The following is a 22,464-nucleotide window of genomic DNA, read 5'->3' as shown; positions in this document are numbered from 1 at the left end:
GAGCCGTCAGAGAAGGAAGATGCGTTCCGTGCGACTCCGTCACCTCGCGTCGGCGGTGCTCGCCGCCGCGCTGGCCCTGCCCACCGTGCTGCTCACCGCGGCCCCCGCGCACGCCTCCACCTCGCTGAACGCGGACGGCTCCAGCTGGGCCGGCCCGGCGATCGACCAGTGGCGACGCGACGTCGGCCCGATGGGCATCGAGATCGACTTCAACCCGGTGGGATCGGCGGCCGGTCGCGTCCAGTGGAACGCCGGCCAGGACGACTTCACCGCCTCCGACGTGCCGTTCCGGACGGTGGACGACACGGGTGTCGGCGCGGGCCAGGCGGGCACCGGCCAGGGCGGGCACGAGCGCCCGGTGTACGGCTACTCGTACGTGCCGATCACGGCCGGCGGCACCGCGCTGATGTACCACCTGGAACTCGGCGGCAAGAAGATCACCGACCTGCGGCTGTCCACCGACACCGTGGTCGGCATCTTCACCAACAAGATCACCTCCTGGGACGACCCGAAGATCACCGCCGACTACGGGCGCGCCCTGCCGAAGATCCCGATCACCCCGGTGATCCGCTCCGACGGCTCCGGCGCCACCGCCCAGTTCACCCGCTGGATGGAACACACCCACAAGAGCGAGTGGGACGCGTACTGCACCCAGGTCAACGGCGTCACCTGCGGGGACTACACCGAGTTCTTCCCGCAGTCGGGCCGGATGACCGCGCAGAACGGCTCCGACGTGGTCGCGGGCTACATCCAGTCGCCGACCGGCATCGGCGCGATCGGCTACGACGAGTACGCGTTCGCCAAGCGCGCCAACTGGCCCGTCGTCAAGGTGCTCAACCCGGCCGGGTACTACAGCCTGCCGACCGCGTCCAACGTGGCGGTGGCGCTGACCGCGGCGAAGATCCGCGGCGTCGACGACAGCACCTCGCCCGACGACCCGAACTACCTGCAGCAGAACCTCGACGGGGTCTACGCCAACAACGACCCGCGCTCCTACCCCATCTCCTCGTACAGCTACCTGATCGTGCCGCGGGCCAACGCCGCGCTGCCGGTGCCGCCGCGCTTCAACGACGCGAAGGGCAGTGCGCTCAGCCGCTACCTCGCCTACGTGCTGTGCGCCGGGCAGGGCGAGGCGGACGACCTCGGCTACTCGCCGATCCCGCGCAACCTGGTCCGCGGCGGGCTGCTGCAGACCCAGCACATCCCGGGCAACGCCAGCCCGGTCGACCCGAACTCGCTCTCCAACTGCCCCAACCCGACGTTCAACCCGGCCGGTGAGCTGACCGTGCTCAAGAGCGCGCCGCAGCCCAGCCCGTGCGACCGCAAGGGCAGCCCGCTGGACTGCACGGTGCAGAACGGCCAGGCCGTGCGGACCGGCTCGGGCACCGGCGGTGCTGCTGCCGGCGGCTCCGCCGGCAGCAGCACCGGAGGCGGCAACGGCGGTACTGGCGGCGGTGGTTCGGGCGGGACGGCGGCCGCCGGGACGGTTGACGGCGGCGGGCAGGTGATCGACCCGCAGACCGGTGAGTCGGTCGACGCCGGCTCCGTCGGCGGCGGCTCGGCCGGCGGCGGCAACGCGCCCGGCACCGTCGTCGCGCTCGGCGGCCGCCCGCAGGACTGGCTGCTGTCCACCCTCACCGCGATCGAACTGCTCGGCGTGGTCACCGTCCCGCCGCTGCTGGTCGCCTGGTGGCGCCGCCGCGACACCGCCGGAGGCGCCCGGTGATCCGCGCGACCATTCCGACCGCAGGCCCCGCACCCGAGGAGCAGAGATGACCGCCCCCGCCGTCGAGCGGCCGTCGACCCCCGGGCCGGAGCAGAAGGAGACGGAGCCCGACAGCGGCGCGGCGGCGGCCCGGCCGGGGCGGCGACCGCTGCTGGCCGCGGCCTGGTCGGTGACCCTGGCCGCCGTGCTGCTGCTGGGCTTCGCCGGCTACCTGCTGGCGCTGTCCGGTCTGCAGGAGGCCCGCCACCAGTCCACCGCCTACGCCACGCTGCGCGACCAGCTGGGCCGGGCCGACGCGCCGACCGGGCCGACGGGCGACGGCGCGCCGATGGCCGTCCTCGACATCCCGGCGCTCGGCCTGCACCGGGCCGTGGTGGTGGAGGGCACCAGCGGCCGTGACCTGATGCGCGGCCCGGGCCACCGGCGCGACACCGTCTTCCCGGGACAGCCCGGTGTGGCCGTGCTGTTCGGCCGCTCCACCGCGTTCGGCGCGCCGTTCGCGGGCCTGACCGGGCTCAAGGTCGGCGACGGCATCGACGTCACCACCGGCCAGGGCAGCTTCCACTACACCGTCAACGCGTACGGCGACGGCGCGCACCCGATCCAGGACAGCGCGCCCAACCGGCTGGTGCTGGTCACCGGCGACTCCGACTGGATCCCGACCAGCACCGTGCTGGTCGGCGCCCGGCTGGACGGCGACCCGCAGCCGGTCGGCGCCCGCCGGCCCGCCGCCGGCGCCACCGACAAGGCGCTGGCCGCCGACAAGAACGCCCTGCCGGCGCTCCAACTCTGGTCGCTGGCCCTGCTGATCGCCGTGGTCGGAGCCGTGCTGACGGCCCGCCGCTGGCGGCGCTCGGCCGCCTACCTGTGCTTCGCCCCGGTGGCCGCGGCGCTGCTCTGGTCGGTGTACGAGAACGCCGCCGCCCTGCTGCCCAACGTCTACTGACCCGCCGTGCCGACGCACCGAGCCCGCTCCACCGCACGCCCGCCGGAAAGGCCGGAAAGGACCGCCCACCGATGACCGAGACCGCTCAACCTCCGATCCCCGTCCAGAAGTTCGGTTCCGACACGGCCGACCCGCCGACCGTTCCGCTGCCGCCGGTGCGCACCGACGCCCCGTCCGGCGGCGCGCTGTCCGGCCTGGAGACCCGCGACGTCACCGCCTGGTTCGGCCAGCGCAAGGTGCTGGAGCGCGTCTCGCTCGGCATGCGGGCCGGCGAGATCACCGCGCTGATCGGGCCGTCCGGCTGCGGCAAGTCCACCTACCTGCGGATCCTCAACCGGATGCACGAGATGGTGCGCGGCGCCGCGCTGGCCGGCGAGGTGCTGCTCGACGGCGAGGACGTGTACGCGTCCGGCCGCCGCCCCGCCGAGGTCCGCCGCCGGATCGGCATGGTCTTCCAGCGGCCCAACCCGTTCCCCGCCATGTCGCTGTACGACAACGTGGTGTCCGGGCTGAAGCTGGCCGGCCTCAGGGCCACCCGCGAGGAGCGCGACCACCTGGTGGAGTCGAGCCTCCGGCAGGCCGGCCTGTGGAACGAGGTCAGCAGCCGCCTCGGCACGCCCGGCGGCGCGCTCTCCGGCGGCCAGCAGCAGCGCCTGTGCATCGCCCGCTCGCTGGCGGTCTCCCCGGAGATCCTGCTGATGGACGAGCCCTGCTCGGCGCTCGACCCCACCTCCACCCGCCGCATCGAGGAGACCATCGCCGAACTGCGGCACCGGCTCACCATCGTCATCGTCACCCACAACATGCAGCAGGCCCAACGCGTCTCGCAGTCCTGCGCGTTCTTCCTCGCCTCGCACGACACTCCCGGCCGGATCGTCGAAGCCGGGCCCACCGAGCGGCTGTTCACCGACCCGGTCGACCCGCGCACCGCCGACTACGTCAACGGCCGGTTCGGCTGACGGCGCGTCAACTGCGCGACGGCGGGCAGAACCCCTAGCGTGGCCACGCGTCCATCACACACCACGAGGAGAGCGCAGCCATGTCCCTCAGCCTGCCCGAGCTCACCGGGGACTACGTCCTCGACCCGACCCACACCCGGATCGGCTTCGTCGCCCGCCACGCCATGGTGACCAAGGTGCGCGGCTCCTTCGAGAAGTTCGAGGGCACCGCGCACCTGGACGGCGCCGACCCGGCCCGCTCCACCGTCCAGGTGGTGATCAGGACCGAGAGCATCGACACCGGCGTCGAGCAGCGCGACCAGCACCTGCGCAACAACGACTTCCTGGACGCGCCGAACTTCCCCGAGATCCTGTTCCGCAGCACCGCGGTCGAGCCGCTGTCCGACACCGTGTACCGGGTCACCGGCGACCTCACCATCAAGGACACCACCAAGCCGGTCAGCATCGACTTCGAGTACACCGGCAACGCCGTCGACCCGTACGGCAACCTGCGGGTCGGCCTGGAGGGCTCGGTCACCATCAGCCGCAAGGACTACGGCGTCACCTGGAACGCGGCGCTGGAGGGCGGCGGCGTGCTGGTCGGCGACAAGGTCGTGCTGGAGTTCGACATCTCGGCGATCAAGCAGAGCTGATCCGGCGGCGGGAACAACGCGCGGCGGGGATCGGTTGACGATACCCGCAGGGGTATCGGCGAGGATGTGAGGAGCAGACCGTGGCGACTGTGGAACTGACCGCAGAGAACTTCCAGGACGAGGTCGGCGGGGAGGGCATCACCCTGATCGACTTCTGGGCGGAGTGGTGCGGCCCGTGCCGGATGTTCGGCCCGATCTTCGAGCGGGTCTCGGAGCGGCACCCCGACATCACCTTCGGCAAGGTCGACACCGAGGCGCAGCAGCAGCTCGCCGCGGAGTTCCAGATCACCTCGATCCCGACGCTGATCGCGGTCCGCGACGGAGTGGCGCTGTACGCCCAGCCCGGCGCGCTGCCCGAGGTGGCGCTGGAGGAACTGGTCGGAAAGGTCCGCGAGGTGGACATGGCCGAGGTGCGCGCGAAGATCGCGGAACAGCAGGGCTGACGGCCCTGCCGGGCGGCGGCCGCGGGCGGACAGTCCGCGGCCGCCGCCGCGTGCGCCCGGCGGCCCGAGCGCGAGCCGGTGCGGCAGGATGGGCTGATCGGCCGTCACCGGGCGGCCGGCGGTGGAGCGGAGGCGGGCGGGGATGAGTGCCGAGCAGAGCTGGGACGTGGTGGTCGTCGGCGGCGGGCCGACCGGCGAGAACCTCGCCGACCGGGCCCGGGCCGGCGGCCTGACCACGGTGATCGTGGAGAGCGAACTGGTCGGCGGCGAATGCTCGTACTGGGCGTGCATGCCCAGCAAGGCGCTGCTGCGCCCCGCCGCCGCGCTCGCCGACGCCCGCCGGGTGGCCGGCGCCCGCGAGGCGGTCACCGGAGCACTGGACGCCGCCGCCGTGCTGGCCCGGCGGGACGAGTTCACCTCGCACTGGCACGACGACGGCCAGCTGTCCTGGCTGGAGTCGGTGGGGATCGACCTGGTCCGCGGGCACGGACGCCTGGACGGCGAGCGCCGGGTGGTGGTCGACACCCCCGACGGCGGACGGCGCACCCTGCTCGCCCGGCACGCCGTCGCCGTCTGCACCGGCACCCGCGCCGCGCTCCCCGACCTGCCCGGCCTCGCCGACGCCGGGGTGTGGACCAGCCGCGAGGCCACCTCCGCCAAACACGTGCCGGGGCGGTTCGCGGTGGTCGGCGGCGGCGTCGTCGCGGTCGAGATGGCCACCGCCTGGCGGGCGTTGGGCAGCGAGGTGACCCTGCTGGTGCGCGGTGAGCGGCTGCTGGACCGCACCGAGGAGTTCGCCGGCCGACTGGTCTCCGACGGGCTGCGCGCCGCCGGCGTCGACCTCCGCCTCGGGGTGTCCGTCACCGCCCTGCACCGCGACGGCGGCCTCACCCTCGACCTGTCCGACGGCACCCGACTGCCCGCCGACGAGGTCCTGTTCGCGACCGGCCGCACCCCCAACACCGCCGACCTCGGCCTCGACACCGTCGGACTCGCCCCCGGCCGCTGGATCGACACCGACGACACTGGCCTCGCCACCGGCGTCCCCGGCGGCTGGCTGTACGCCGCCGGCGACGTCAACCACCGCGCGCTGCTCACCCACCAGGGCAAGTACCAGGGCCGGATCTTCGGCCGGGTGATCGCCGACCGCGCCGCCGGCCGCCCGCTGGACGTCGAACGCTGGGGCCGCTCCGTCGCCACCGCCGACCACGCCGCCGTCCCGCAGGTGGTCTTCACCGATCCCGAGGTCGCCGCCGTCGGCCTGACCCTCCGCCAGGCCCAGGACGCCGGCCTGCGGGTCCGCGCCGTCGACTACCAGCTCGGCCACGTCTCCGGGGCCTCGCTGTTCGCCGACGACTACCGGGGGCAGGCCCGCGCCGTCGTCGACCTGGACCGCGAAGTCCTGGTCGGTGTCACCTTCGCCGGCCCCGGCGTCGCCGAACTCCTGCACGCCGCCACCGTCGCGGTGGCCGGCGAAGTCCCGCTCGACCGGCTCTGGCACGCCGTCCCCGCCTTCCCCACCGTCAGCGAGGTCTGGCTGCGCCTGCTGGAGACCTACCGCGGCTGACGGGCCCGGCCGCGGTGTTGCGGGAGGATGACGCCACGTCACAATCCGCCCGGGTGGTTGATCGCCCGGGCGGTGGTGTGTGAGCGTGGCGGGACGGGCGGCCACGCGGGCCGCCGGTCTGCCAGGAGGTCCGCGGTGCCCACCCCCGAACGGCCGCTCAGCGCGCTGGGATTCCTGACCATCGGGCTGTTCGACGAGCACGACCCGGCCGCCGGGCACGAGGCGACGCTGCGACTGATCGAACTCGGCGAGCAGCTCGGCTTCGACAGCGCCTGGCTGCGCCACCGGCACCTGCAGTACGGGATCTCCTCACCGCTGACGGTGCTCGCCGCCGCGAGCCAGCGCACCCGGCGGATCGCCCTCGGCACGGCCGTCACCCCGCTCGGCTGGGAGAACCCGCTGCGGTACGCCGAGGACCTGGCCACCGTCGACGTGCTCTCCGGCGGGCGGCTCAACCCCGGGGTCAGCGTCGGCGTTCCGCTGCACTTCGACGACGTCAAGCAGGCGCTGTACCCCGACACCGCCGACCGCGAGGACTTCACCTACCAGCGGGTGGAACGGCTGATCGGACTGCTGCGCGGCGAGGCCGCCAGCGGCTTCCGCGGCACCGAGGGCATCGAGTCGTACTCCGAGCGGGTCCAGCCGCACGTGCCCGGCCTGGTCGACCGGCTCTGGTACGGCGGCGGCAGCCTCCGCTCGGTGGTCTGGGCCGGCGAGCAGGGCCTCAACCTGCTCACCAGCAGCGTGGTCCGGGCCGAGCGCAGCGAGGACTTCGAGGCCAACCAGCTCGACCTGATCCGGGCCTTCCGCGCCGCCCACCCCGCGGGCGACCGGGCCCGGGTCTCGCACGGCCTGGTGATCGTCCCCACCGACAGCGCCACCCCCGAGCAGGCCGCCAAGTACCACGCGTACGCCGAATCGCGGCTGCCCCGGACCCGCACCCCGCAGGGCCCGGCCCGCCTGCTGTTCGCCCCCGACCTGGTCGGCCCCAGCGAACAGCTCGCCGAACGGCTGTACGCGCACGCCGCCTTCCGCGAGGCCGACGAGATCGCCGTCGCCCTCCCGTTCACCTTCGCACCTGAGGACTACGTGCAGATCCTCACCGACCTCGCCACCCGCCTCGCCCCCCTGCTCGGCTGGAAGCCCGCCGACTGACGGCCCGGCGGCCTGGCGGTGCGTCAGTGCGGCAGTGGTGAGCCGACGCGGTGGAGGGTTCCGTCCGGGTCGACGTAGGCGAACTCGCGGAGGCCGTACGGGGTGTCGGCGGGGGCGGTCAGGCGGCCCGGCGGGGCTGCGGCCGACCACTCGGCGTGGACCGCGTCCGCGTCGGACACGTACAGGTACACCACGGCGCCGGTGCGGGCCGGGTCGTGCTCGTCCCACTCGGTGAGGTGCAGCTCGACGGCGTCGCGGGAGACGAAGCCGTAGCGGTCGCCGCCCTCGTACGGACCGGCGGTGAAGCCGAGCCGACGGTACCGGGCGAGGGCGGCGTCCAGGTCGAGCACCGGGACGACGGGTGCGACGCGGTCGAAGGAGGCGGATCGGTCGGGCATCGGTCCTCCGGGTGCGGGCCAGGTCAGGCGGAATACCCGACCGAGGGTACCGCCAGCAGCAGGAACACCAGCGGGAAAGCCAGGTTGTGCAGCACCCGCGCCCGCAGGCGGGCCGAGGCCCTTGCGGAACCCGGCCGTCCGGATATCCTGCCGCGATGAACCGCCCGCCGCCCACCCCCGCACCCTGCCCGGACCGCTGGTACCGGCAGGTCGGGCCGCGCGGCCGGCGGGCCTTCGCCGCCGCCTGGGCGGGCTACGTCCTGGACGGCTTCGACTTCGTCCTGATCACCCTGGTCCTGACCGAGATCAAGGCCGACCTCGGCCTCGACACCGTGCAGGCCGCCTCGCTGGTGTCCGCCGCGTTCGTCAGCCGCTGGCTCGGCGGCATGCTGCTCGGCGCGCTCGGCGACCGGTACGGGCGGCGCACCGCGATGGCCGCCAGCATCCTGCTGTTCTCCTTCGGCACCCTCGCCTGCGGACTCGCCTGGAACTACCCGGCGCTGTTCACCGCCCGGCTGGTGGTCGGACTCGGCATGGCCGGCGAGTACAGCGCCAGCGCCACCTACGTGATGGAGAGCTGGCCCGAGCGGATGCGCGGCCGGGCCAGCGGCTTCCTGATCTCCGGCTACTCGATCGGCACCGTCCTCGCCGCGCAGGTCTACAGCCAGCTGGTGCCCGCGCTCGGCTGGCGCTGGATGTTCTACCTCGGCGTGCTGCCCGCCCTGTTCGCGCTGTGGATGCGCCGCGCACTGCCCGAGACCGAGGACTGGGAGGAGGCCGTCGCCGAGACCGCCACCCGCCCCAACCCGTTCCGCCCGCTGTTCACCGGCCCCGACGGGCGCACCTCGCCGCGCCGCGCCGCCACGCACCTGGCCCTCGCCGCCGCCGCGCTCGGCGCGCTGCTCGCCCTGTTCACCGGACAGGCCGGGGCTGCCGGCTGGCCGCTCGCGCTGCTCGCCGCCACCGCCCTCGGCACCCTCGCCGTCCGGCTCGGCGGCCCGCGCCACCGGGCGCTGTACCTGGCGCTCACCGGCACCGTGTTCGCCGGGTTCCTCTACACCTGGCCGATCCAGGCGCTGCTGCCCACCTACCTGAAGACCGAACTGCACTACAGCGCCCAGGAAGTGCGCGACGTGCTGTTCTGGGCCGGGTTCGGGACCGCCGCCGGCTGCGTGCTGGCCGGATTCACCGGCGACCGCTTCGGCCCGACCCGCGCCTACGCGTGGACCCTCGTCGCCTCGCTCGCCTTCGTCTTCCCGGTGTTCGCCGTCCAGGACAACCTGCTGCTGCTCGGCGTCCTGCTGTTCCTGCTGCAGGCCACCAGCTTCGGCATCTCCGGCCTGCTGCCCCGCTACCTCGGCGGCCACCTGCCGGTCGAGCGCCGCGCCTCCGGCCTCGGTTTCGTCTACAACGTCGGCGCGCTCGGCGGCGCCGTCGCCCCGCTGCTCGGCGCCCGGCTCGCCGAGGGCCGCCCGCTGGGCCAGTCCCTCGCGGTGCTCACCTTCGCGTTCAGCCTGCTCGTCATCCTGCTGATCGGCCTCGACGTCCCCGGCCGACTGCACCGCCGACCGGACCTGGCCCGCCCGTCCCGCTGACTGGTCGGACATCGGATGTCCAGGTGGTGGCTGATACGCTGACAGCCCCCCGTGGCCCGACGCCACGCGGCGGAACGCCGAAGACCGAAGGGGGCCAGCACCCGTGGCCGACACCAGCCGCAGCAGGACCGGGGCAGCGGCACGGCCGCTGCGCCGCCACGAGGTCGCCGAGCGGATCAAGCGGTACATCATCGACAACAAGCTGAGCCCCGGCGACCTGCTGCCCAGCGAGGCCGAGCTGTGCGAGGCGCTGGGCACCAGCCGCTCCAGCGTCCGGGAAGCCGTGAAGACCCTGGACGCCCTGGACATCGTCGAGGTCCGGCACGGCCACGGCACCTACGTGGGCCGGCTCAGCATGTCCGCCCTGGTCGAGGGCCTGACCTTCCGCGGACTGCTCAGCCCCGACGACGACTTCAAGGTGCTGGAGGAACTGGTCGACGTCCGCGAGGTGCTGGAGCGCGGCATGGCGCAGCGCATCCTGGACACCCTGCACGCCGACCACATCACCGCCCTGGACGGGCTGGTCGACGAGATGGAGGCCGGACTGGCCGCCGGCCAGGAGGTCATCGCGATCGACCGCCGCTTCCACGCCCTGCTGGTCGAACCGCTGAAGAACGAGCTGATCAGCCAGTTCTCCTCGGCCTGTTGGGACGTCTACGGCATCGTCGCCCCGCACCTGCACGTGATCACCAAGCAGGACGAGATCGACACCGTCAACGCGCACCGCGCCATCGTGGCCGCCGTCCGCAGCAGCGACCCGGCCGCCTTCGACCGGGCCGTGGAGGCCCACTACCGGCCGGCCCGCCGCCGGATCGCCGCCGCGCGCGAGCGCAACGCCAAGGCGGCGGCGGACCGGGCTTCGGGCTGACGGGCCGTCAGGAACCGCTCACCCAGGCGGTGGTGAAGGCCGTGTAGACGATGCCGCCGGTGCTGCCGATCTCGTACAGGTCGGCCACCGTGCCGTCGTTCAGCACCGCCGCGCTCGAGTAGCCGCTCGGGCCGGCCTTCAGCAGCGCCCGGTGCGGCCAGCTCGCGCCGTCGTCCTGGCTGATCCGGACGGTGAGGTCCTGCCGGGTGGCGTTGTTGGAGGTGGCCGCGTTGGACAGCACCGCGGTGCTGCTCAGCAGCGGGCGCCCGGCGGCGTCGACGTCGGTGGGCTTCAGGTAGGACACCTCGTCGCCGTTGCAACCCGGGTCCAGCAGACCGGAGTTCCACGCGGCGCCGAAGGCTCCGGCGACGTCGCCGGCACCCGCGGCGGTGGCGTACCAGCGGTTGCCGCCCGCGTTGGAGCGCATGTTCTGGACCACCTTGCCGGTGCCGCGCTGGATCGCCTTGGACTCGTTCACACCGGTCGCCGCCGAGCCGCCGGAGTGCCAACTCGCGCCGTGGTCGTCCGAGTAGAGGTTCGCCGCGTGGTCGCCCGCCGCGTCGTGGTACACCATCGGCTGCACCAGGCGGCCCGAGGCGAGCTGCACGCCGTGCCCGGACGAGGCGAACATGCCCGCCCAACTCGCGTCCCGAACCGACGGGTTGAGGTCGACGACGGAGCTCCAGGTGGCGCCGTCGTCGTCCGAGTACACGTAGCTGATGTGGGTGTTGGTGGCGGCGGACGCGGAGGTGTCGCCCGCGGTGGAGCCGTAGTAGCCGACGCCGACCTTCGGCGAGTAGGTGAAGAAGCAGAACACCCGGCCGGTGGTGCGGTCCACCAGCAGGCTGGAGTCGCCGTAGCCCTCCTTGGTGGTGGGCGGGTGCGCGATGATCCGCGGCGCCGAGAAGGTCACCCCGCCGTCGGTCGAACGGACCATCGCCACCTGGATGTTGTTGGTCCCGCCGCCCAGGTCCGCGCCGCCGTCGATCCGGGCGTCGGCGGTGGCGATCACCGTGCCGGAGGCGGTCTCGGCCAGCGCCGGGATCCGCACCGACTTGGCGGTGGTGGTCGTGGTGGTGTACGAGACGCCGTCTGCCGCCAGGGTGTTGACGCCGCCGATCGGGCTGCTGGTGGTCAGCACCGTCTGCGCGTTCATTCCCGGGGTGCCCGCCGCCAGTCCGCAGCTCGCCGTGCCGGACTCGCTCTCGCTCCAACTGCTGGTGGTGGACGACAGGTTGAAGGTGTACGGGGTGCCGTTCGGGACGGTCCAGTACAGCGAGGAGTCGCCCGACATCGCCGGGACGGTGACCGTCCACGGCGAGTAGGGGCGGCCCGGCCAGGCGACGGTGAAGGTCTGCGCGGTGACCGTCCGGTTGTCGAGCGTCACCCGCAGGCGGTGGCTGGCGGGCAGCGAGCCGTCGGCGTTGCGCGGGCACTCCAGGCTGACGTTGGCGTCCAGCGCGTTCGAGCAGTCGAGGGTCCCGCTGACGGTGCGGTCAAAGCCCTCCGGCGTGGTGGTGCGGAAGGAGTAGGCCGTGCCGGACGGCTTGGTGAAGTAGAAGTGCGCGGAGTCGAAGGCCGCCACGCTCGCCGTCCAGGTGCCGTTGCCGGGCCAGGACAGGGTGAACGTGGTCGGCGCGGCGGTGTTGTTCACCACCGTCTCCTGGATCCGGCCGCCGGACGCGCAGTCCTGGCCGACCGCGGCGGACTGGCCGACGGGGGTGGTCGCGCCGGCGGCGCCGCCGGTCAGCGGGAGGGTCGCCGCGGCGAGCGCGGCGGCCACGAGGAGGGTGCGGGCGTGCGGAGGGGACAGGGCCACGAGAGTGCTCGCAATCGTCCGAGGGGAGTTCCGCGGTCGCCGGCCGGCGCGGGGCGCGCTGCGGGCCCGTTGGGGGTGGCCGGTCGGCGGACGGGTGGGGGAGCGAGAGACCAGAGCAAGGACATCTGATGTCTCGCCAGTGACCCTAGGGAGAACCGGCATGGGCGGTCAAGGGGTATGACGTAGGACATCTGATGTCCTGGCTCCCGTGCGGGAGTCAGTGGGTGGAGGTCCAGCCCCGGCGGTGCAGGCGCTCGAAGCCGTCGAGCAGGACGTCCAGCGCGAACTCGAACTCGAACTGGTCGTCGCAGCCGCCGCCGACCGTCGAGCCCGGGTCGTGCGAGCGGGCCGCGACGATCTCCACCAGATGCGGGAAGTGCGCGGCCAACTGCTGGAGTTGGGCTGCCATCGGCTCGGGGTCGAGTCCGGCGTCGCCCGGCGGCGCGGGGAACAGCTCCTGGGTGAAGCCCCACACCCGGCTGCCCAGGGCGTGCATCGCATGGTGCGTCAGGTCGGCGGAGACGCCGCCGGTCCGGAAGGCGCCGATCACCGAGTCCAGGTAGCCGAGCACCGCCGGGGTCGGCCTGCTCCGGCTCTCGATCGCCCGGGCCGCCCACGGGTGCCGCAGCAGCGCGGCGCGCGCCGACAGGATCCGCCCGCGCACTCCCGCCCGCCAGTCGCCGTCGGCCTCGGGCCGGACGATCTCGCCGACGATCACCTCGACCATGCCGTCCAGCAGCTCGTCCTTGTTGGCGACGTGCTTGTACAGCGCCATTGGCACCACGCCCAGTTCCTGGGCCAGCCCGCGCATGCTCAGCGCCTCGATCCCGATCCGGTCGGCGAGAGCGACCGCGGCCAGCAGCACCCGCTCCCGGTTGAGCGGCGACCGGCGTGCGGAGTCCGGGGCTCGGGTCATCGGCGGAGCACCCTTCGGCGGATCGGCGGGCGTTGACAGGTGTGCGCGGTACACCCTACCTTTCGAGCCGGAGGTGTACGCCGTACACCTGGGCCGTGTGCGGCCCTTCCCCGTCCGAGGAGTTCCGGTGACACCTTCCGCGCCGTCCAGAAAGCTCGCGACCGCTGCGGGCCTGTGCTACCTGCTCACCCACGTCACCGCGATCGGCGCGGTCGCCCTGTACGGGCCGGTGCTGCACGACACCGGCTACGTCCTCGGCGCCGGAGCCGACCGGCGCGTCCTGCTCGGGGCGCTCGCCGAAATCCTGCTGCTCATCGGCATCGTGGGCACCGCCTGCGCCCTGTACCCCGCGGTCCGCCGCCACGGCGAGGCCTCCGCCGTCGGCTACGTCGCACTGCGCACCCTGGAAGCCGCGGTCATCGCCATCGGCATCGTCGCGCTGCTCGCCGTGCTGACGCTCCGTCGGCAGCCGCCCGCCGGGTCCGACCCGGCCGCGCTGCTCACCACCGCCCGCGGCCTGCTCGCCGTCCACGACTGGACCTTCCTGCTCGGCCCCAACTTCGTCTGCGGCGCCAACACCACCGTGCTCGCCGCGCTGATGTTCCGCTCCCGCCTGGTGCCCCGCTACGTCGCCGTCCTCGGCCTGGTCGGCGGGCCGTTGCTGCTCGCCACCGCCGTCGCCGAACTCTTCGGCCTCTATGCACAGTTGTCCACGATCGGCGCGCTCACGGCCCTCCCGGTGTTCGCCTGGGAGCTCACCCTCGCGCTGAACCTGCTCATCAGGGGCTTCCGGCCGGCGCCCGCCCTGCGCGCGCCGGAGGGGACGGACTCGACCGGCGCGGTGGGAGCCGCGGCCCGAGGTGCCGTCGGGTGACCCGATTCCCGGACCGGCGACGCCCGTCGGGCCGTCGGCCGGTAGCACCTCCGAGACCCGGCGAGACCCGCCGGACCGGAGCTGGACGAGGACGCCGAGACGGTGGCTAGGCGGCCCTCAGGCCGGGGTGTCGAGGGCGGTGGCGAACCAGCGGGAGAGCGTGGTCGGGTGGGTGATCGCGGTGCCCACCACGACCGCGAAGGCGCCGGCCTCCAGGGCGGCCCGGGCCTGGGCGGGGGTGTGGATGCGGCCCTCGGCGATCACCGGGACGTCGAGGCGGGCGGACAGCCGGGCGACCAGGTCGAGGTCCGGCCCCGGCAGGCGGGGGGAGTCCCCGGTGTAGCCGGAGAGCGTCGTCCCGACCAGGTCCGCGCCCGAATCGGCTGCCCGCAGACCCTCGTCGAAGGTCGCGACGTCCGCCATCACCAGCGCGCCCGCCTCGTGCGCCGCCGCGAAGGACTCCGCCAGGGCCCGGCCGTCCGGGCGCGGCCGGGAGGTCGCGTCCAGGGCGACGACCTCCGCCCCCGTCGCCGCGACCTGCCGGACGTGCTCGGCGGTCGGCGTGATCACCACTCCCGACGCACCGTCCTTCCAGAGCCCGATCAGCGGGACGTCGGTGGCCGCCCGGATCGCCCGCAGGTCCGCCAGGCCCTGCGCCCGCAGCCCGGCCGCGCCACCCGCCAGCACGGCGAGCGCCATCCGCCGCATCGCGTCGGGATCGCGCAGCGGTTCGCCGGGATAGGCCTGGCAGGAGACGATCAGCCGCCCGCGGAGCCGGTCGAGGACGGGTGGGAGCCGGCGGAGTGTCATGACGGGGCCTCCAGAACAGGCGTGGGGGTTTCGGATGCGGGCGCGCACGGGGTCGCGGGCCCCGGGCGCACCCCGCCTCGATGACGGGGCCTCGGCCCGGGGCGCACCGGCGGCACCTCGCGGCGGGCCGGCGGCGCGGCGACGCCGGCGGGTCGTCAGCTGAGGCGTCGCCAGGCCAGCCGGGCCGCGCCGACGACGGCGGCGGAGGTGCCCAACCGGCAAGGGGTGAGCGGGAGTTCGGCGATCGGCGGGAGAAGTTCGGCGGCGAAGGCGGTGCGCAGCGGCTCCCACCAGGCCGGGCCGCAGTGGCTGACGCCGCCGCCGATCAGGACAAGGTCGGGGTCGAGGACGTTGGCGAGCCCGCCGATCGCCCGGCCGAGCGCGCGGGCGCCGGTGGCCAGGGTCTCGGCGGCGAGCGGTTCGCCGTCCGCGGCCCGTTCGGCGACGGCGCGCAGGTCGGCGGCGGGGTGGCCGCCCGCGCGGTGGTGGGCGGCGAGCAGGGCGGGGCCGGCGGCGACCGCCTCGACGTGGCCGGCGCCGCCGCAGGTGCAGGGCAGGCCGTCCGCCTCGGGGACGGCGATGTGGCCGAGGTGCCCGGCGACCTGTCGCGCGCCGTGGTGCACCCGGCCGTCGATGAGCAGCGACCCGCCGACGCCGGTGCCGACGGCGACCAGCAGCACGCAGTGGGCGCCGCGGGCGGCGCCCGTCCAGGCCTCGCCGAGTGCGTGCGCGTGGACGTCGTTGTCCACGGCGACCGGGAGACCGAGCAACTGCTCGACGCCGGAGCGCAGTTCGGTCCCCGCCCAGCCCGGCATCGCGTCGGTCGCCGAGCGCACGGTGCCCGCAGCGGGATCGATCACCCCGGCGCTGCCGATCCCGACCGCGACCGGCTCCCCGCCCAGCGCCCGCACCGCTGCGGCAACGGCGGCCAGCACCGCGGCCGGGCCGTCCGCGGCGGGCGTGGGCACCGTCACCGCGGGGCCGGGCACCCCGTCCGGGCCGACCAGGGCGGCGGAGATCTTCGTCCCCCCGATGTCGACCCCGGCGACGACGGCGCCGCCGGTGGTGGCGCCGGTGGCGGTTGCGGCGCCAGGAGCCTGGTCCTGGCGGGCCGGGGTCAACGCAGGCCGGCCCGGTCGAGGACGGCGGCGACGGCGGCGGTCTGCGCGGCGTCGTACACGGCCATGGGGGCGCTCATCGCATTGGTGGTGATGACGCCGCGCAGCATCAGGGCGGTCTTGAAGGCGCCGAGTCCGGCGGCGGTGCCCGAGGTGTCCCGGGCGACCGTGACGATCTCGAACAGCCGGGCCAGGCGGTCCTGTTCGGCCGCGGCAGCGGCCCAGTCGCCCGCCGCCGCGTGGTCGAGGAGACGGCGGTAGCCGTGCGGGTCGACGTTGCCGAGGCCGGGCACGACACCGTCCGCGCCGCCGAGCAGCGCGCCGTCGACCACCACCTCGTGGCCGGTCAGCACGGCGAAGTCCGGGAGTTCGCGGGCGCCGAGGCAGAGGTAGCGGAAGGCGACGTCGTCGCCGGAGGAGTCCTTGACACCGGCCAGCACGCCGTCCGCGGCGAGCCGCAGCAGCAGGCCGGTGTCCAGCTTGTTGTGCACGCAGACCGGGATGTCGTAGGCGAACAGCGGGAGTTCGGCGGCGGCGGCGACCATCCGGAAGTGCCGCTCGATCTCCACGGGGTGGGTGCGGGTGTAGAACGGGGCGGTGGCGACCACCGCGTCCGCGCCCGCCGTGCGGGAGATCAGCGCCCGTTCGACGACCCGGTTGGTGGTGGTTTCGATGCAGCCGGCGATCACCGGAACCTGACCGGCGTTCGCGCCGATGACGATCTCCAGGGCGCGGGTGCGCTGCGCCTCGGTGAGGTACGCGGTCTCGCTGGAGCTGCCGAGCGCGAACAGGCCGTCGACGCCGCCCTCCAGCAGGAACCGGACGAGCCGCTCCAGCGAAGGGGCGTCGATCTCGCCGTCGGCGGTGAGCGGGGTGACGACGGGCGGGACGAGGCCGGCGAAGGCGGGCTGATGGGCGGTCATGCGGTGCTCCTGGAACGAAGGGGGTTTCGGGGTGGACGCAGTGCCAGCGCTGCTCGCCGGAGGCCGGTCCGTCGGCGGCGGGGAACGCGGTGGCGCAGGCGTCGTCGGCCTTCCAGCAGCGGGTGCGGAAGGGGCAGCCGCTGGGCGGGTGGGTGGCCGAGGGGACGGGGCCGTGCAGGACGATCCGCTCGGTGTCCTCCAGCAGGCTGGGGGTGGCGGAGAGCAGGGCCCGGGTATACGGGTGGGCGGGGGCGGCGGCGACCCGGTCGGCGCGGCCCTGCTCGACCACCCGGCCGAGGTAGAGCACGGCCAGGCGGTCGGCCAGGTAGCGCACCGTCTGGATGTCGTGCGAGATGAACACCATGCCGAGGCCCAGGCGTTCGCGCAGGTCGACCAGCAGGTTGAGGACCTGCGCGCGGACCGAGACGTCCAGGGCGCTGGTCGGCTCGTCGGCGACCACGATGTCCGGCTCCAGGGCCAACGCCCGGGCGATGGCGACGCGTTGGCGCTGGCCGCCGGAGAGCTGGCCGGGCAGGTTGCGGACCACGTGCCCGGGCAGGCCGACCAGGTCCAGCAACTCCTCGACCCGGGCTTCGCGTTCGGCGGAGGTGCCGCGCCGGTGGACGTCCAGCGGGTCGCGCAGGATCCGGCCGATCGGCAGCCGCGGGTTGAGCGCGGTGGAGGCGTCCTGGAACACCATGCCGACGCTGGAGCCGAATTCGCGTCGGCGGCGGGCGGCGGGCAGCGCCCACAGGTCCTCGCCGCGGAACGAGACGGTTCCCTCGGTGGGCTTCTGAAGGCCCGTCAGGACCCGGGCCAGGGTCGACTTTCCGCAGCCGGACTCGCCGACCAGGCCGAGGATCTCGCCCTTGCCGACCTGCAGGGCGGCGTCGGTGAGGGCGTGCAAGGCGTCCCGCCGGAACAGGCCGCCGCTGCGGGACCGGTGCCGGACGTGCACACCGTCCAGGCGGAGTACGGGACTTGTCATCGCAGGCTCCGTTCGAGTCGGGCGGCCGCCGGGTGGTGGCAGGCGAAGGCGTGGCCGGGGGTGCGGTCGACGGCCTCCGGCGGGGTGGTGCGGCAGAGTTCGGTGGCGGCGGCGCAGCGCGAGGCGAACCGGCAACCGGGGTTGAAGCGCTGCGGGGCGGGCACCACGCCGCGGATCTGGTGCAGGCGTTCGGCGCCGGCCTCCAGCGAGACCACCGAGCCCAGCAGACCGCGCGTGTAGTGGTGCGCGGGGTCGGTCAACAGGGCTTCGGTGTCGCCGAGTTCGGCGAGCTGCCCGGCGTACATGACGGCCACCCGGTGCGCCAGGTCGCCGACCAGGGCGAGGTCGTGGGAGACCAGCACCATGGCGAAGCCGAGCTCCTCGCGGAGCCGGACCAGGAGTTCGACGACCTGGGCCTGCACGGTGACGTCGAGCGCGGTGGTCGGCTCGTCGGCGATCAGCAGTTTCGGGTCGCGGGAGAGCGCCATGGCGATCAGGACGCGCTGGCGCTGGCCGCCGGAGAGTTCGTGCGGGTAGCTGCGCAGGGTGCGTTCGGGGGACAGGCCGACCAGTTCGAGCAGTTCGGCGGGGGTCCTGGTGCCGCCGCGCGAGGTGAGTTGGCGCAGCTGCCGGCCGACCAGCACGGACGGGTTGAGCGAAGAGAGGGCGTCCTGGTAGACCATGGCGATCTCGGGGCCGGCCAGGGCCCGGCGCTGCTTGGCGTCCATGGTGAGCAGGTCCCGGCCGCGGTACTCGATCCGGCCGGAGACCTCGGCGTTGCGGGCGAGCAGGCCCATCACGGCGAGCGAGGTGATGGACTTCCCGCAGCCCGACTCGCCGACCAGGCCGAGGGTCTCGCCCTGCCGGACGGTGAAGTCCAGGCCGGCGACGACGGCGACCTCGCCGTACCGGTCGGGGAAGCGGATCGCCAGGTCGCGGACCGCGAGCAGTTCGGGCGCGTCGGCGGGCACCGGCGTCAACGGCCGCGGGCGGGCGGCGATCCGCTCGGCGAGCACGTCCAGCGCGGCGGACACCCGCCGGTCCTCGGGTTCGACCGCGGCGGTCGGCGCGGGCTCCGGGCCGCCGCCCGCCGCAGGGGCCCTGGCGGGGGAGGCGGCGGCGTCGGTGAGGCCCTCGGCGAGGACGTTCAGCGCCAGCACGGTGGCCAGGATCGCCAGGCCGGGGAAGAGCGTCGCCCACCAGCCGCCCGCCAGCAGGATCTGCTGGCCGTAGGCCAGCACGTTGCCCCAACTCGGGTTCGGCTGCTGGACGCCCGCACCGAGGAAGGACAGGCTGGCCTCGAAGATGATCGCCTCGGCGACCAGCACGGTGGCGAACACCGCGACGGGCGCGGCGCAGTTGACGGCCACGTGGCGCAGCACGATCCAGCCGCGCCGGGCGCCGATCACCTGCTCGGCGGCGACGTAGTCCTCGCCGTACTGGGACTGGACGTTGGCGCGCACCACCCGGGTCAGCATCGGCACGTACACGAAGGCGATGGTGAGCACCAGGATCGGCACGCTGGTGCCGAAGATGGTGACCAGCACGGCTGCCAGCGCGATCGGCGGGAACGCCATGATCACGTCGAGGGTGCGCATCACGCCCTCGTCGCCGGCCTTGCGGGAGGTGGCGGCGAACGCGCCCAGCACGCTGCCCAGCAGCAGCGCGACCAGGGTCGCGCCGAGGCCGATCACCAGCGAGTAGCGGGCGCCGCCGACCACCCGGGCGAACACGTCGCGCCCGGCCCGGTCGGTGCCGAACCAGTGGGCGCCGCCGGGCGGTTGGACCGGCATGCCGGTGGCCAGCGGGTCCTGGGTGAACAGCGGGCCGAGGGCCGCGGCGAGGATCACCACCAGCAGCACGCCGAGGGCGATCCGGGAGGCGAGCGAGAGCCGGCGGAACGCGATGCCCGGCCGGGCCAGCGAGCGCAGGAGTCCGATACGCATGATCACACCGTCCTGACACGGGGGTTGACGAGCAGGACGAGCAGGTCGACGAGGACGTTGACGGCGAGGAAGACCACCGCGATGGTCAGCACGGTGCCCTGCACCAGGGCGACGTCGCCGCCGGTGACGCCTTCGAGGATCAGCTTGCCCATGCCGGGCAGGTCGAAGATGGTCTCGATCACCACGGCGCCGGACAGCAGGTAGCCGACCCGGAGGCCGAGCACCGTCAGGGGCGTCACCAGCGCGTTGCGCAGCACGCCGCGGATCACCACGGCCCGCGGCAGGCCGTTGCCGGTGGCGGTGCGCACGTAGTCGCGGTCGAGTTCGGCGACCATCGAGGTGCGCACCAGCCGGGCCAGCCCGGCGGCGACCGGGATCGCCAGGGAGACCGCGGGCAGGATCATCGTCCGCAGCCAGCCGCCCACCGAGTCGGCCGGGTTGACGTAGCCGCCGGTCGGCAGGACCGAGCGGTTCAGGGCGAGCTCCTGGATCAGCACGATGCCGAGCCAGAAGGACGGGATCGCCACGCCGGAGATGGAGAGCACCCGGGTCAGCTGGTCGGGCCAGCGGTCGCGGTACAGCGCGCCGGTGATGCCGAGCACCAGGGCCAGCACGACGGCGACGGCCAGCCCGAGCAGGGTGAGCTGCAGGGTCAGCGGGAACGCGGTGGCGATCCGGTCCGAGACCGCGGTGCTGGGCGGCACGGTGACGCCGAGGTCGCCGTGCAGCAGGTCGCCGAGGAAGCGGAGGTAGCGCACCGGCAGCGGGTCGTCGAGCCCGTTGGCGGCGGCGAACGCCGCCCGGGCCTGCTCGGACGCGCCGTCGCCGAGGGCGTTGTACGCCGGGTCGGCGGGCGAGAACTGCAGCACCACGAAGACCAGCAGGGTCACGCCGAGGACCATGACCGGCAGCATCGCGAGCCGGCGCAGCGCGAGCCGGAGGAATACGAGCATGAGGAGTCCTAGGAAGAAGGGGAGGGCCGGGCCGGCCCGGTGCGGCGGGCCGGCCCGGGCCCGGTCACGCGGCCGAGACGCCGAGGAAGGACAGGCCGGTGGTCGGCAGCGGCTTGAAGCCGGCCAGCTTCCGGTCGTTCCACGCGGTGGGCAGCTTGCGGTGCACGACCGGGTACAGCACCGCCTGCTCGGCGATCAGGTCGATCACCTGGTTCCAGAGCGCGCTGCGGGCCGCCGCGTCCGCGGTCTGCGCGGCCCGGTCGAGCAGACCGCGGACCTGGGCGTCCTCGGGGGAGCCGGCCCAGCGGAAGCGCTTGGTGGTCCACACGCCCGCGCCGTAGAACCAGCGCAGCAGCAGGTCGACGTCGTTGCCGAACACCGAGGGGTCGCCCGGCGCCGCCAGCACGCCGAAGTCGCCCGCGTCGACCTTCTTGTACTGGCCGGAGGAGTCGCCGATGTCCAGGGTGGTCTTCACCCCGACCGCGTCCCAGCTCTCCTTGATCAGCGGCGCGATGTCGTTCACCCAACCGGTGTTGGTGGTCAGCAGGGTGACGGACAGTCCGCTCGCGCCGGCCTCCGCCAGCAGCGCCTTGGCCTTCTCCGGGTCGTGCCCGTAGACGGTGGCGGCCCTGTGGTAGTCGGGGTGGCTGGGCTGCAGGTAGCTGGTGGAGGCGATGCCGTTGCCGTACATCGCGGTGGCGACGATCTTCTCGACGTCCAGCGCGTAGTGCAGCGCCTGGCGCACCCGCTTGTCGTCGAAGGGCTTGCGGGTGAAGTTGAACATCAGGAACAGGTTGCCGAAGCTCTCCACCGACTCGGTGACGGCCTTGCCCTTCAGCCCGGCGACGTCCACGTACGGCACGTCCTCGATCGCCTGCACCCGGCCGGAGACCAGCGAGGAGACCCGCGCGGTCGGGTCGGAGGTCAGCCGCCACACCATGGCCGCGGCCTTCGCCGGGCGCGGGCCGTTGTAGGCGTCGTGCCGCTGGAAGGCGATCTTGTCCTGCCGGGTCGCCTCGATCACCTTGTACGGGCCCGACCCGGTCGGCTTGGCGTCGAAGGCCTTCTGGTCCGCCTCGACGATCTTCTTCGGCACCACCTTCACCACCGAGATGCGGGTGGCGAACAGCGGGAACGCGTACTTCAGCTTGAACTCGACGGTGTTCGCGTCCACCGCCGTGACCTTGTCCAGGAACGGCAGGAACTGCACGATCAGCGAGGAGCTCGCCGGGTCCAGGATGCGGGTGAAGGAGAACACCACGTCCTCAGCGGTGACCGGGGAGCCGTCGTGGAAGGTCGCGCCGGAGCGCAACCGGGCCCGCCAGGTGGTGGCGTCGACCTGCTGCGGCATCGCGGTGGCCAGCGCGGCGTACGGCTCGCGGGTGGCCGGGTCCAGGTCGACCAGGCCCTCGAAGACGTGCAGGTTGGCGGCGACCGGGGTGGCGCCCGAGGAGGTCATCGGGTCGAAGCCGGTGGACAGGGCGTACGAGATGCCGGCCTCGATGGTGCCGTTGCCGCCCGTGGCGTCGCCGCCGCCGGAGGTGGAGCCCGCCGCGGTGGACGACGGGCCGCCGCAGGCGGCGACCGAACCGGCGATCGCGGTGGCGGTGGTGAGGGCGCCGACCAGGTGCAGGAAGCCGCGGCGGTCGACTTCCTTGGACGTCCGTTCCAGCACGGGAACTCCTTGTGGGGGAGAGCGGAGTGAGGGGGTGTCAGCTCGGGTCCGGACCGGAGGACCGCGAGGGGGCGCCGGGTCGGAATCCCGGGCGATCGAGCAGAGGGGAGAGCAGCTCATCTGTCATCAGACATCTGATGTCTGAGCTGTTAG

19 protein-coding genes and 1 pseudogene are annotated in these 22,464 nt (G+C 73.8%); 10 read left to right on the top strand and 10 right to left on the bottom strand.

Annotated features, from left to right (window positions below):
• The first annotated feature begins 28 nt into the window (after positions 1–28).
• The 7 genes from BX266_RS04980 (at position 29) to BX266_RS04950 (ending at position 7,428) form a co-directional block, all read left to right on the top strand.
• On the top strand, positions 29–1,726 hold the full coding sequence (locus BX266_RS04980; protein ID WP_099897705.1) for a substrate-binding domain-containing protein: 1,698 nt from the start codon (positions 29–31) through the stop codon (positions 1,724–1,726).
• Positions 1,727–1,772: 46 nt separating this feature from the next.
• Positions 1,773–2,672, top strand: a complete 900-nt coding sequence (locus tag BX266_RS04975; RefSeq protein ID WP_099897704.1) for a sortase — start codon at positions 1,773–1,775, stop codon at positions 2,670–2,672.
• 71 nt (positions 2,673–2,743) lie between these two features.
• The gene (locus BX266_RS04970) at positions 2,744–3,631 is read left to right on the top strand and encodes a phosphate ABC transporter ATP-binding protein (protein ID WP_099897703.1); all 888 of its coding nucleotides are present in this window, start codon (positions 2,744–2,746) and stop codon (positions 3,629–3,631) included.
• A gap of 80 nt (positions 3,632–3,711) precedes the next feature.
• Positions 3,712–4,263 (top strand): YceI family protein, encoded by a 552-nt coding sequence (locus BX266_RS04965; protein WP_099897702.1) that lies wholly within the window; start codon positions 3,712–3,714, stop codon positions 4,261–4,263.
• A gap of 80 nt (positions 4,264–4,343) precedes the next feature.
• The gene (gene trxA, locus BX266_RS04960) at positions 4,344–4,706 is read left to right on the top strand and encodes a thioredoxin (RefSeq protein WP_099897701.1); all 363 of its coding nucleotides are present in this window, start codon (positions 4,344–4,346) and stop codon (positions 4,704–4,706) included.
• A 142-nt stretch (positions 4,707–4,848) separates the two neighbouring features.
• On the top strand, positions 4,849–6,273 hold the full coding sequence (locus tag BX266_RS04955; RefSeq protein WP_099897700.1) for an NAD(P)/FAD-dependent oxidoreductase: 1,425 nt from the start codon (positions 4,849–4,851) through the stop codon (positions 6,271–6,273).
• Between the two features lie 135 nt (positions 6,274–6,408).
• Entirely contained in the window at positions 6,409–7,428 is a 1,020-nt protein-coding gene (locus BX266_RS04950; protein ID WP_099897699.1) for an LLM class flavin-dependent oxidoreductase, read from the top strand.
• 23 nt (positions 7,429–7,451) lie between these two features.
• Here BX266_RS04950 and BX266_RS04945 read toward each other — a convergent pair whose 3' ends face one another.
• Positions 7,452–7,826 (bottom strand): VOC family protein, encoded by a 375-nt coding sequence (locus tag BX266_RS04945; protein ID WP_099897698.1) that lies wholly within the window; start codon positions 7,824–7,826, stop codon positions 7,452–7,454.
• 155 nt (positions 7,827–7,981) lie between these two features.
• Between BX266_RS04945 and BX266_RS04940 the strand changes: the two genes are divergently transcribed.
• Together BX266_RS04940 and BX266_RS04935 are read left to right on the top strand one after the other, a co-directional pair.
• Positions 7,982–9,421 carry a sialate:H+ symport family MFS transporter gene (locus tag BX266_RS04940; protein ID WP_099897697.1) on the top strand — a complete coding sequence of 480 codons (1,440 nt, stop codon included), beginning with the start codon at positions 7,982–7,984 and terminating at the stop codon, positions 9,419–9,421.
• Positions 9,422–9,524: 103 nt separating this feature from the next.
• On the top strand, positions 9,525–10,289 hold the full coding sequence (locus BX266_RS04935) for a FadR/GntR family transcriptional regulator (RefSeq protein ID WP_099897696.1): 765 nt from the start codon (positions 9,525–9,527) through the stop codon (positions 10,287–10,289).
• Between the two features lie 7 nt (positions 10,290–10,296).
• On the opposite strand, the gene BX266_RS04930 is transcribed toward BX266_RS04935, so the two are convergent.
• Positions 10,297–12,108 carry an exo-alpha-sialidase gene (locus tag BX266_RS04930; RefSeq protein ID WP_180290383.1) on the bottom strand — a complete coding sequence of 604 codons (1,812 nt, stop codon included), beginning with the start codon at positions 12,106–12,108 and terminating at the stop codon, positions 10,297–10,299.
• A gap of 217 nt (positions 12,109–12,325) precedes the next feature.
• Complete coding sequence (locus BX266_RS04925; protein WP_099897694.1) at positions 12,326–13,024, bottom strand: TetR/AcrR family transcriptional regulator C-terminal domain-containing protein; 699 nt, start codon at positions 13,022–13,024, stop codon at positions 12,326–12,328.
• Positions 13,025–13,151: 127 nt separating this feature from the next.
• Here BX266_RS04925 and BX266_RS04920 point away from each other — a divergent pair, with 127 nt between their 5' ends.
• The gene (locus tag BX266_RS04920; protein ID WP_259464547.1) at positions 13,152–13,898 is read left to right on the top strand and encodes a DUF4386 domain-containing protein; all 747 of its coding nucleotides are present in this window, start codon (positions 13,152–13,154) and stop codon (positions 13,896–13,898) included.
• Between the two features lie 117 nt (positions 13,899–14,015).
• Here BX266_RS04920 and BX266_RS04915 read toward each other — a convergent pair whose 3' ends face one another.
• The 7 genes and pseudogenes from BX266_RS04915 to BX266_RS04885 all read right to left on the bottom strand — a co-directional run bounded on the left by BX266_RS04915 (position 14,016) and on the right by BX266_RS04885 (position 22,311).
• Positions 14,016–14,708 (bottom strand): N-acetylmannosamine-6-phosphate 2-epimerase, encoded by a 693-nt coding sequence (locus BX266_RS04915; RefSeq protein ID WP_099897693.1) that lies wholly within the window; start codon positions 14,706–14,708, stop codon positions 14,016–14,018.
• A gap of 155 nt (positions 14,709–14,863) precedes the next feature.
• A complete protein-coding gene (locus BX266_RS04910; protein WP_099897692.1) occupies positions 14,864–15,829 on the bottom strand; it encodes an ROK family protein in 966 nt (321 codons plus the stop codon).
• A complete protein-coding gene (locus tag BX266_RS04905; RefSeq protein WP_099897691.1) occupies positions 15,826–16,749 on the bottom strand; it encodes a dihydrodipicolinate synthase family protein in 924 nt (307 codons plus the stop codon). Before BX266_RS04905 ends, BX266_RS04910 begins: the two co-directional genes overlap by 4 nt.
• A pseudogene (locus tag BX266_RS04900) lies at positions 16,730–17,737 on the bottom strand (oligopeptide/dipeptide ABC transporter ATP-binding protein); the annotation flags it as partial. The pseudogene BX266_RS04900 and the gene BX266_RS04905, both read right to left, overlap by 20 nt.
• Complete coding sequence (locus BX266_RS04895) at positions 17,734–19,683, bottom strand: dipeptide/oligopeptide/nickel ABC transporter permease/ATP-binding protein (protein ID WP_180290382.1); 1,950 nt, start codon at positions 19,681–19,683, stop codon at positions 17,734–17,736. The pseudogene BX266_RS04900 and the gene BX266_RS04895, both read right to left, overlap by 4 nt.
• Positions 19,684–19,685: 2 nt before the next feature.
• Complete coding sequence (locus tag BX266_RS04890; protein WP_099897689.1) at positions 19,686–20,636, bottom strand: ABC transporter permease; 951 nt, start codon at positions 20,634–20,636, stop codon at positions 19,686–19,688.
• A 64-nt stretch (positions 20,637–20,700) separates the two neighbouring features.
• On the bottom strand, positions 20,701–22,311 hold the full coding sequence (locus tag BX266_RS04885; RefSeq protein WP_099897688.1) for an ABC transporter substrate-binding protein: 1,611 nt from the start codon (positions 22,309–22,311) through the stop codon (positions 20,701–20,703).
• Positions 22,312–22,464 lie beyond the last annotated feature (153 nt).

This window comes from Streptomyces sp. TLI_171, from assembly GCF_003610255.1.
Lineage (GTDB): Bacteria > Actinomycetota > Actinomycetes > Streptomycetales > Streptomycetaceae > Kitasatospora.
The sequence above is the reverse complement of the archived record's forward strand: the minus strand, read 5'-3'. Positions and strand labels throughout refer to the sequence as shown.

What these genes read in the sequence shown, in the direction of transcription:
- BX266_RS04955 (WP_099897700.1), top strand. Translation starts at nt 4,849, where the DNA reads ATGAGTGCCGAGCAGAGCTGGGACGTGGTGGTCGTCGGCGGCGGGCCG.
- BX266_RS04925 (WP_099897694.1), bottom strand. Translation starts at nt 13,024, where the DNA reads ATGACCCGAGCCCCGGACTCCGCACGCCGGTCGCCGCTCAACCGGGAG.
- BX266_RS04965 (WP_099897702.1), top strand. Translation starts at nt 3,712, where the DNA reads ATGTCCCTCAGCCTGCCCGAGCTCACCGGGGACTACGTCCTCGACCCG.
- BX266_RS04970 (WP_099897703.1), top strand. Translation starts at nt 2,744, where the DNA reads ATGACCGAGACCGCTCAACCTCCGATCCCCGTCCAGAAGTTCGGTTCC.
- BX266_RS04940 (WP_099897697.1), top strand. Translation starts at nt 7,982, where the DNA reads ATGAACCGCCCGCCGCCCACCCCCGCACCCTGCCCGGACCGCTGGTAC.
- BX266_RS04895 (WP_180290382.1), bottom strand. Translation starts at nt 19,683, where the DNA reads ATGCGTATCGGACTCCTGCGCTCGCTGGCCCGGCCGGGCATCGCGTTC.
- BX266_RS04890 (WP_099897689.1), bottom strand. Translation starts at nt 20,636, where the DNA reads ATGCTCGTATTCCTCCGGCTCGCGCTGCGCCGGCTCGCGATGCTGCCG.
- BX266_RS04975 (WP_099897704.1), top strand. Translation starts at nt 1,773, where the DNA reads ATGACCGCCCCCGCCGTCGAGCGGCCGTCGACCCCCGGGCCGGAGCAG.
- BX266_RS04945 (WP_099897698.1), bottom strand. Translation starts at nt 7,826, where the DNA reads ATGCCCGACCGATCCGCCTCCTTCGACCGCGTCGCACCCGTCGTCCCG.
- BX266_RS04905 (WP_099897691.1), bottom strand. Translation starts at nt 16,749, where the DNA reads ATGACCGCCCATCAGCCCGCCTTCGCCGGCCTCGTCCCGCCCGTCGTC.
- BX266_RS04915 (WP_099897693.1), bottom strand. Translation starts at nt 14,708, where the DNA reads ATGACACTCCGCCGGCTCCCACCCGTCCTCGACCGGCTCCGCGGGCGG.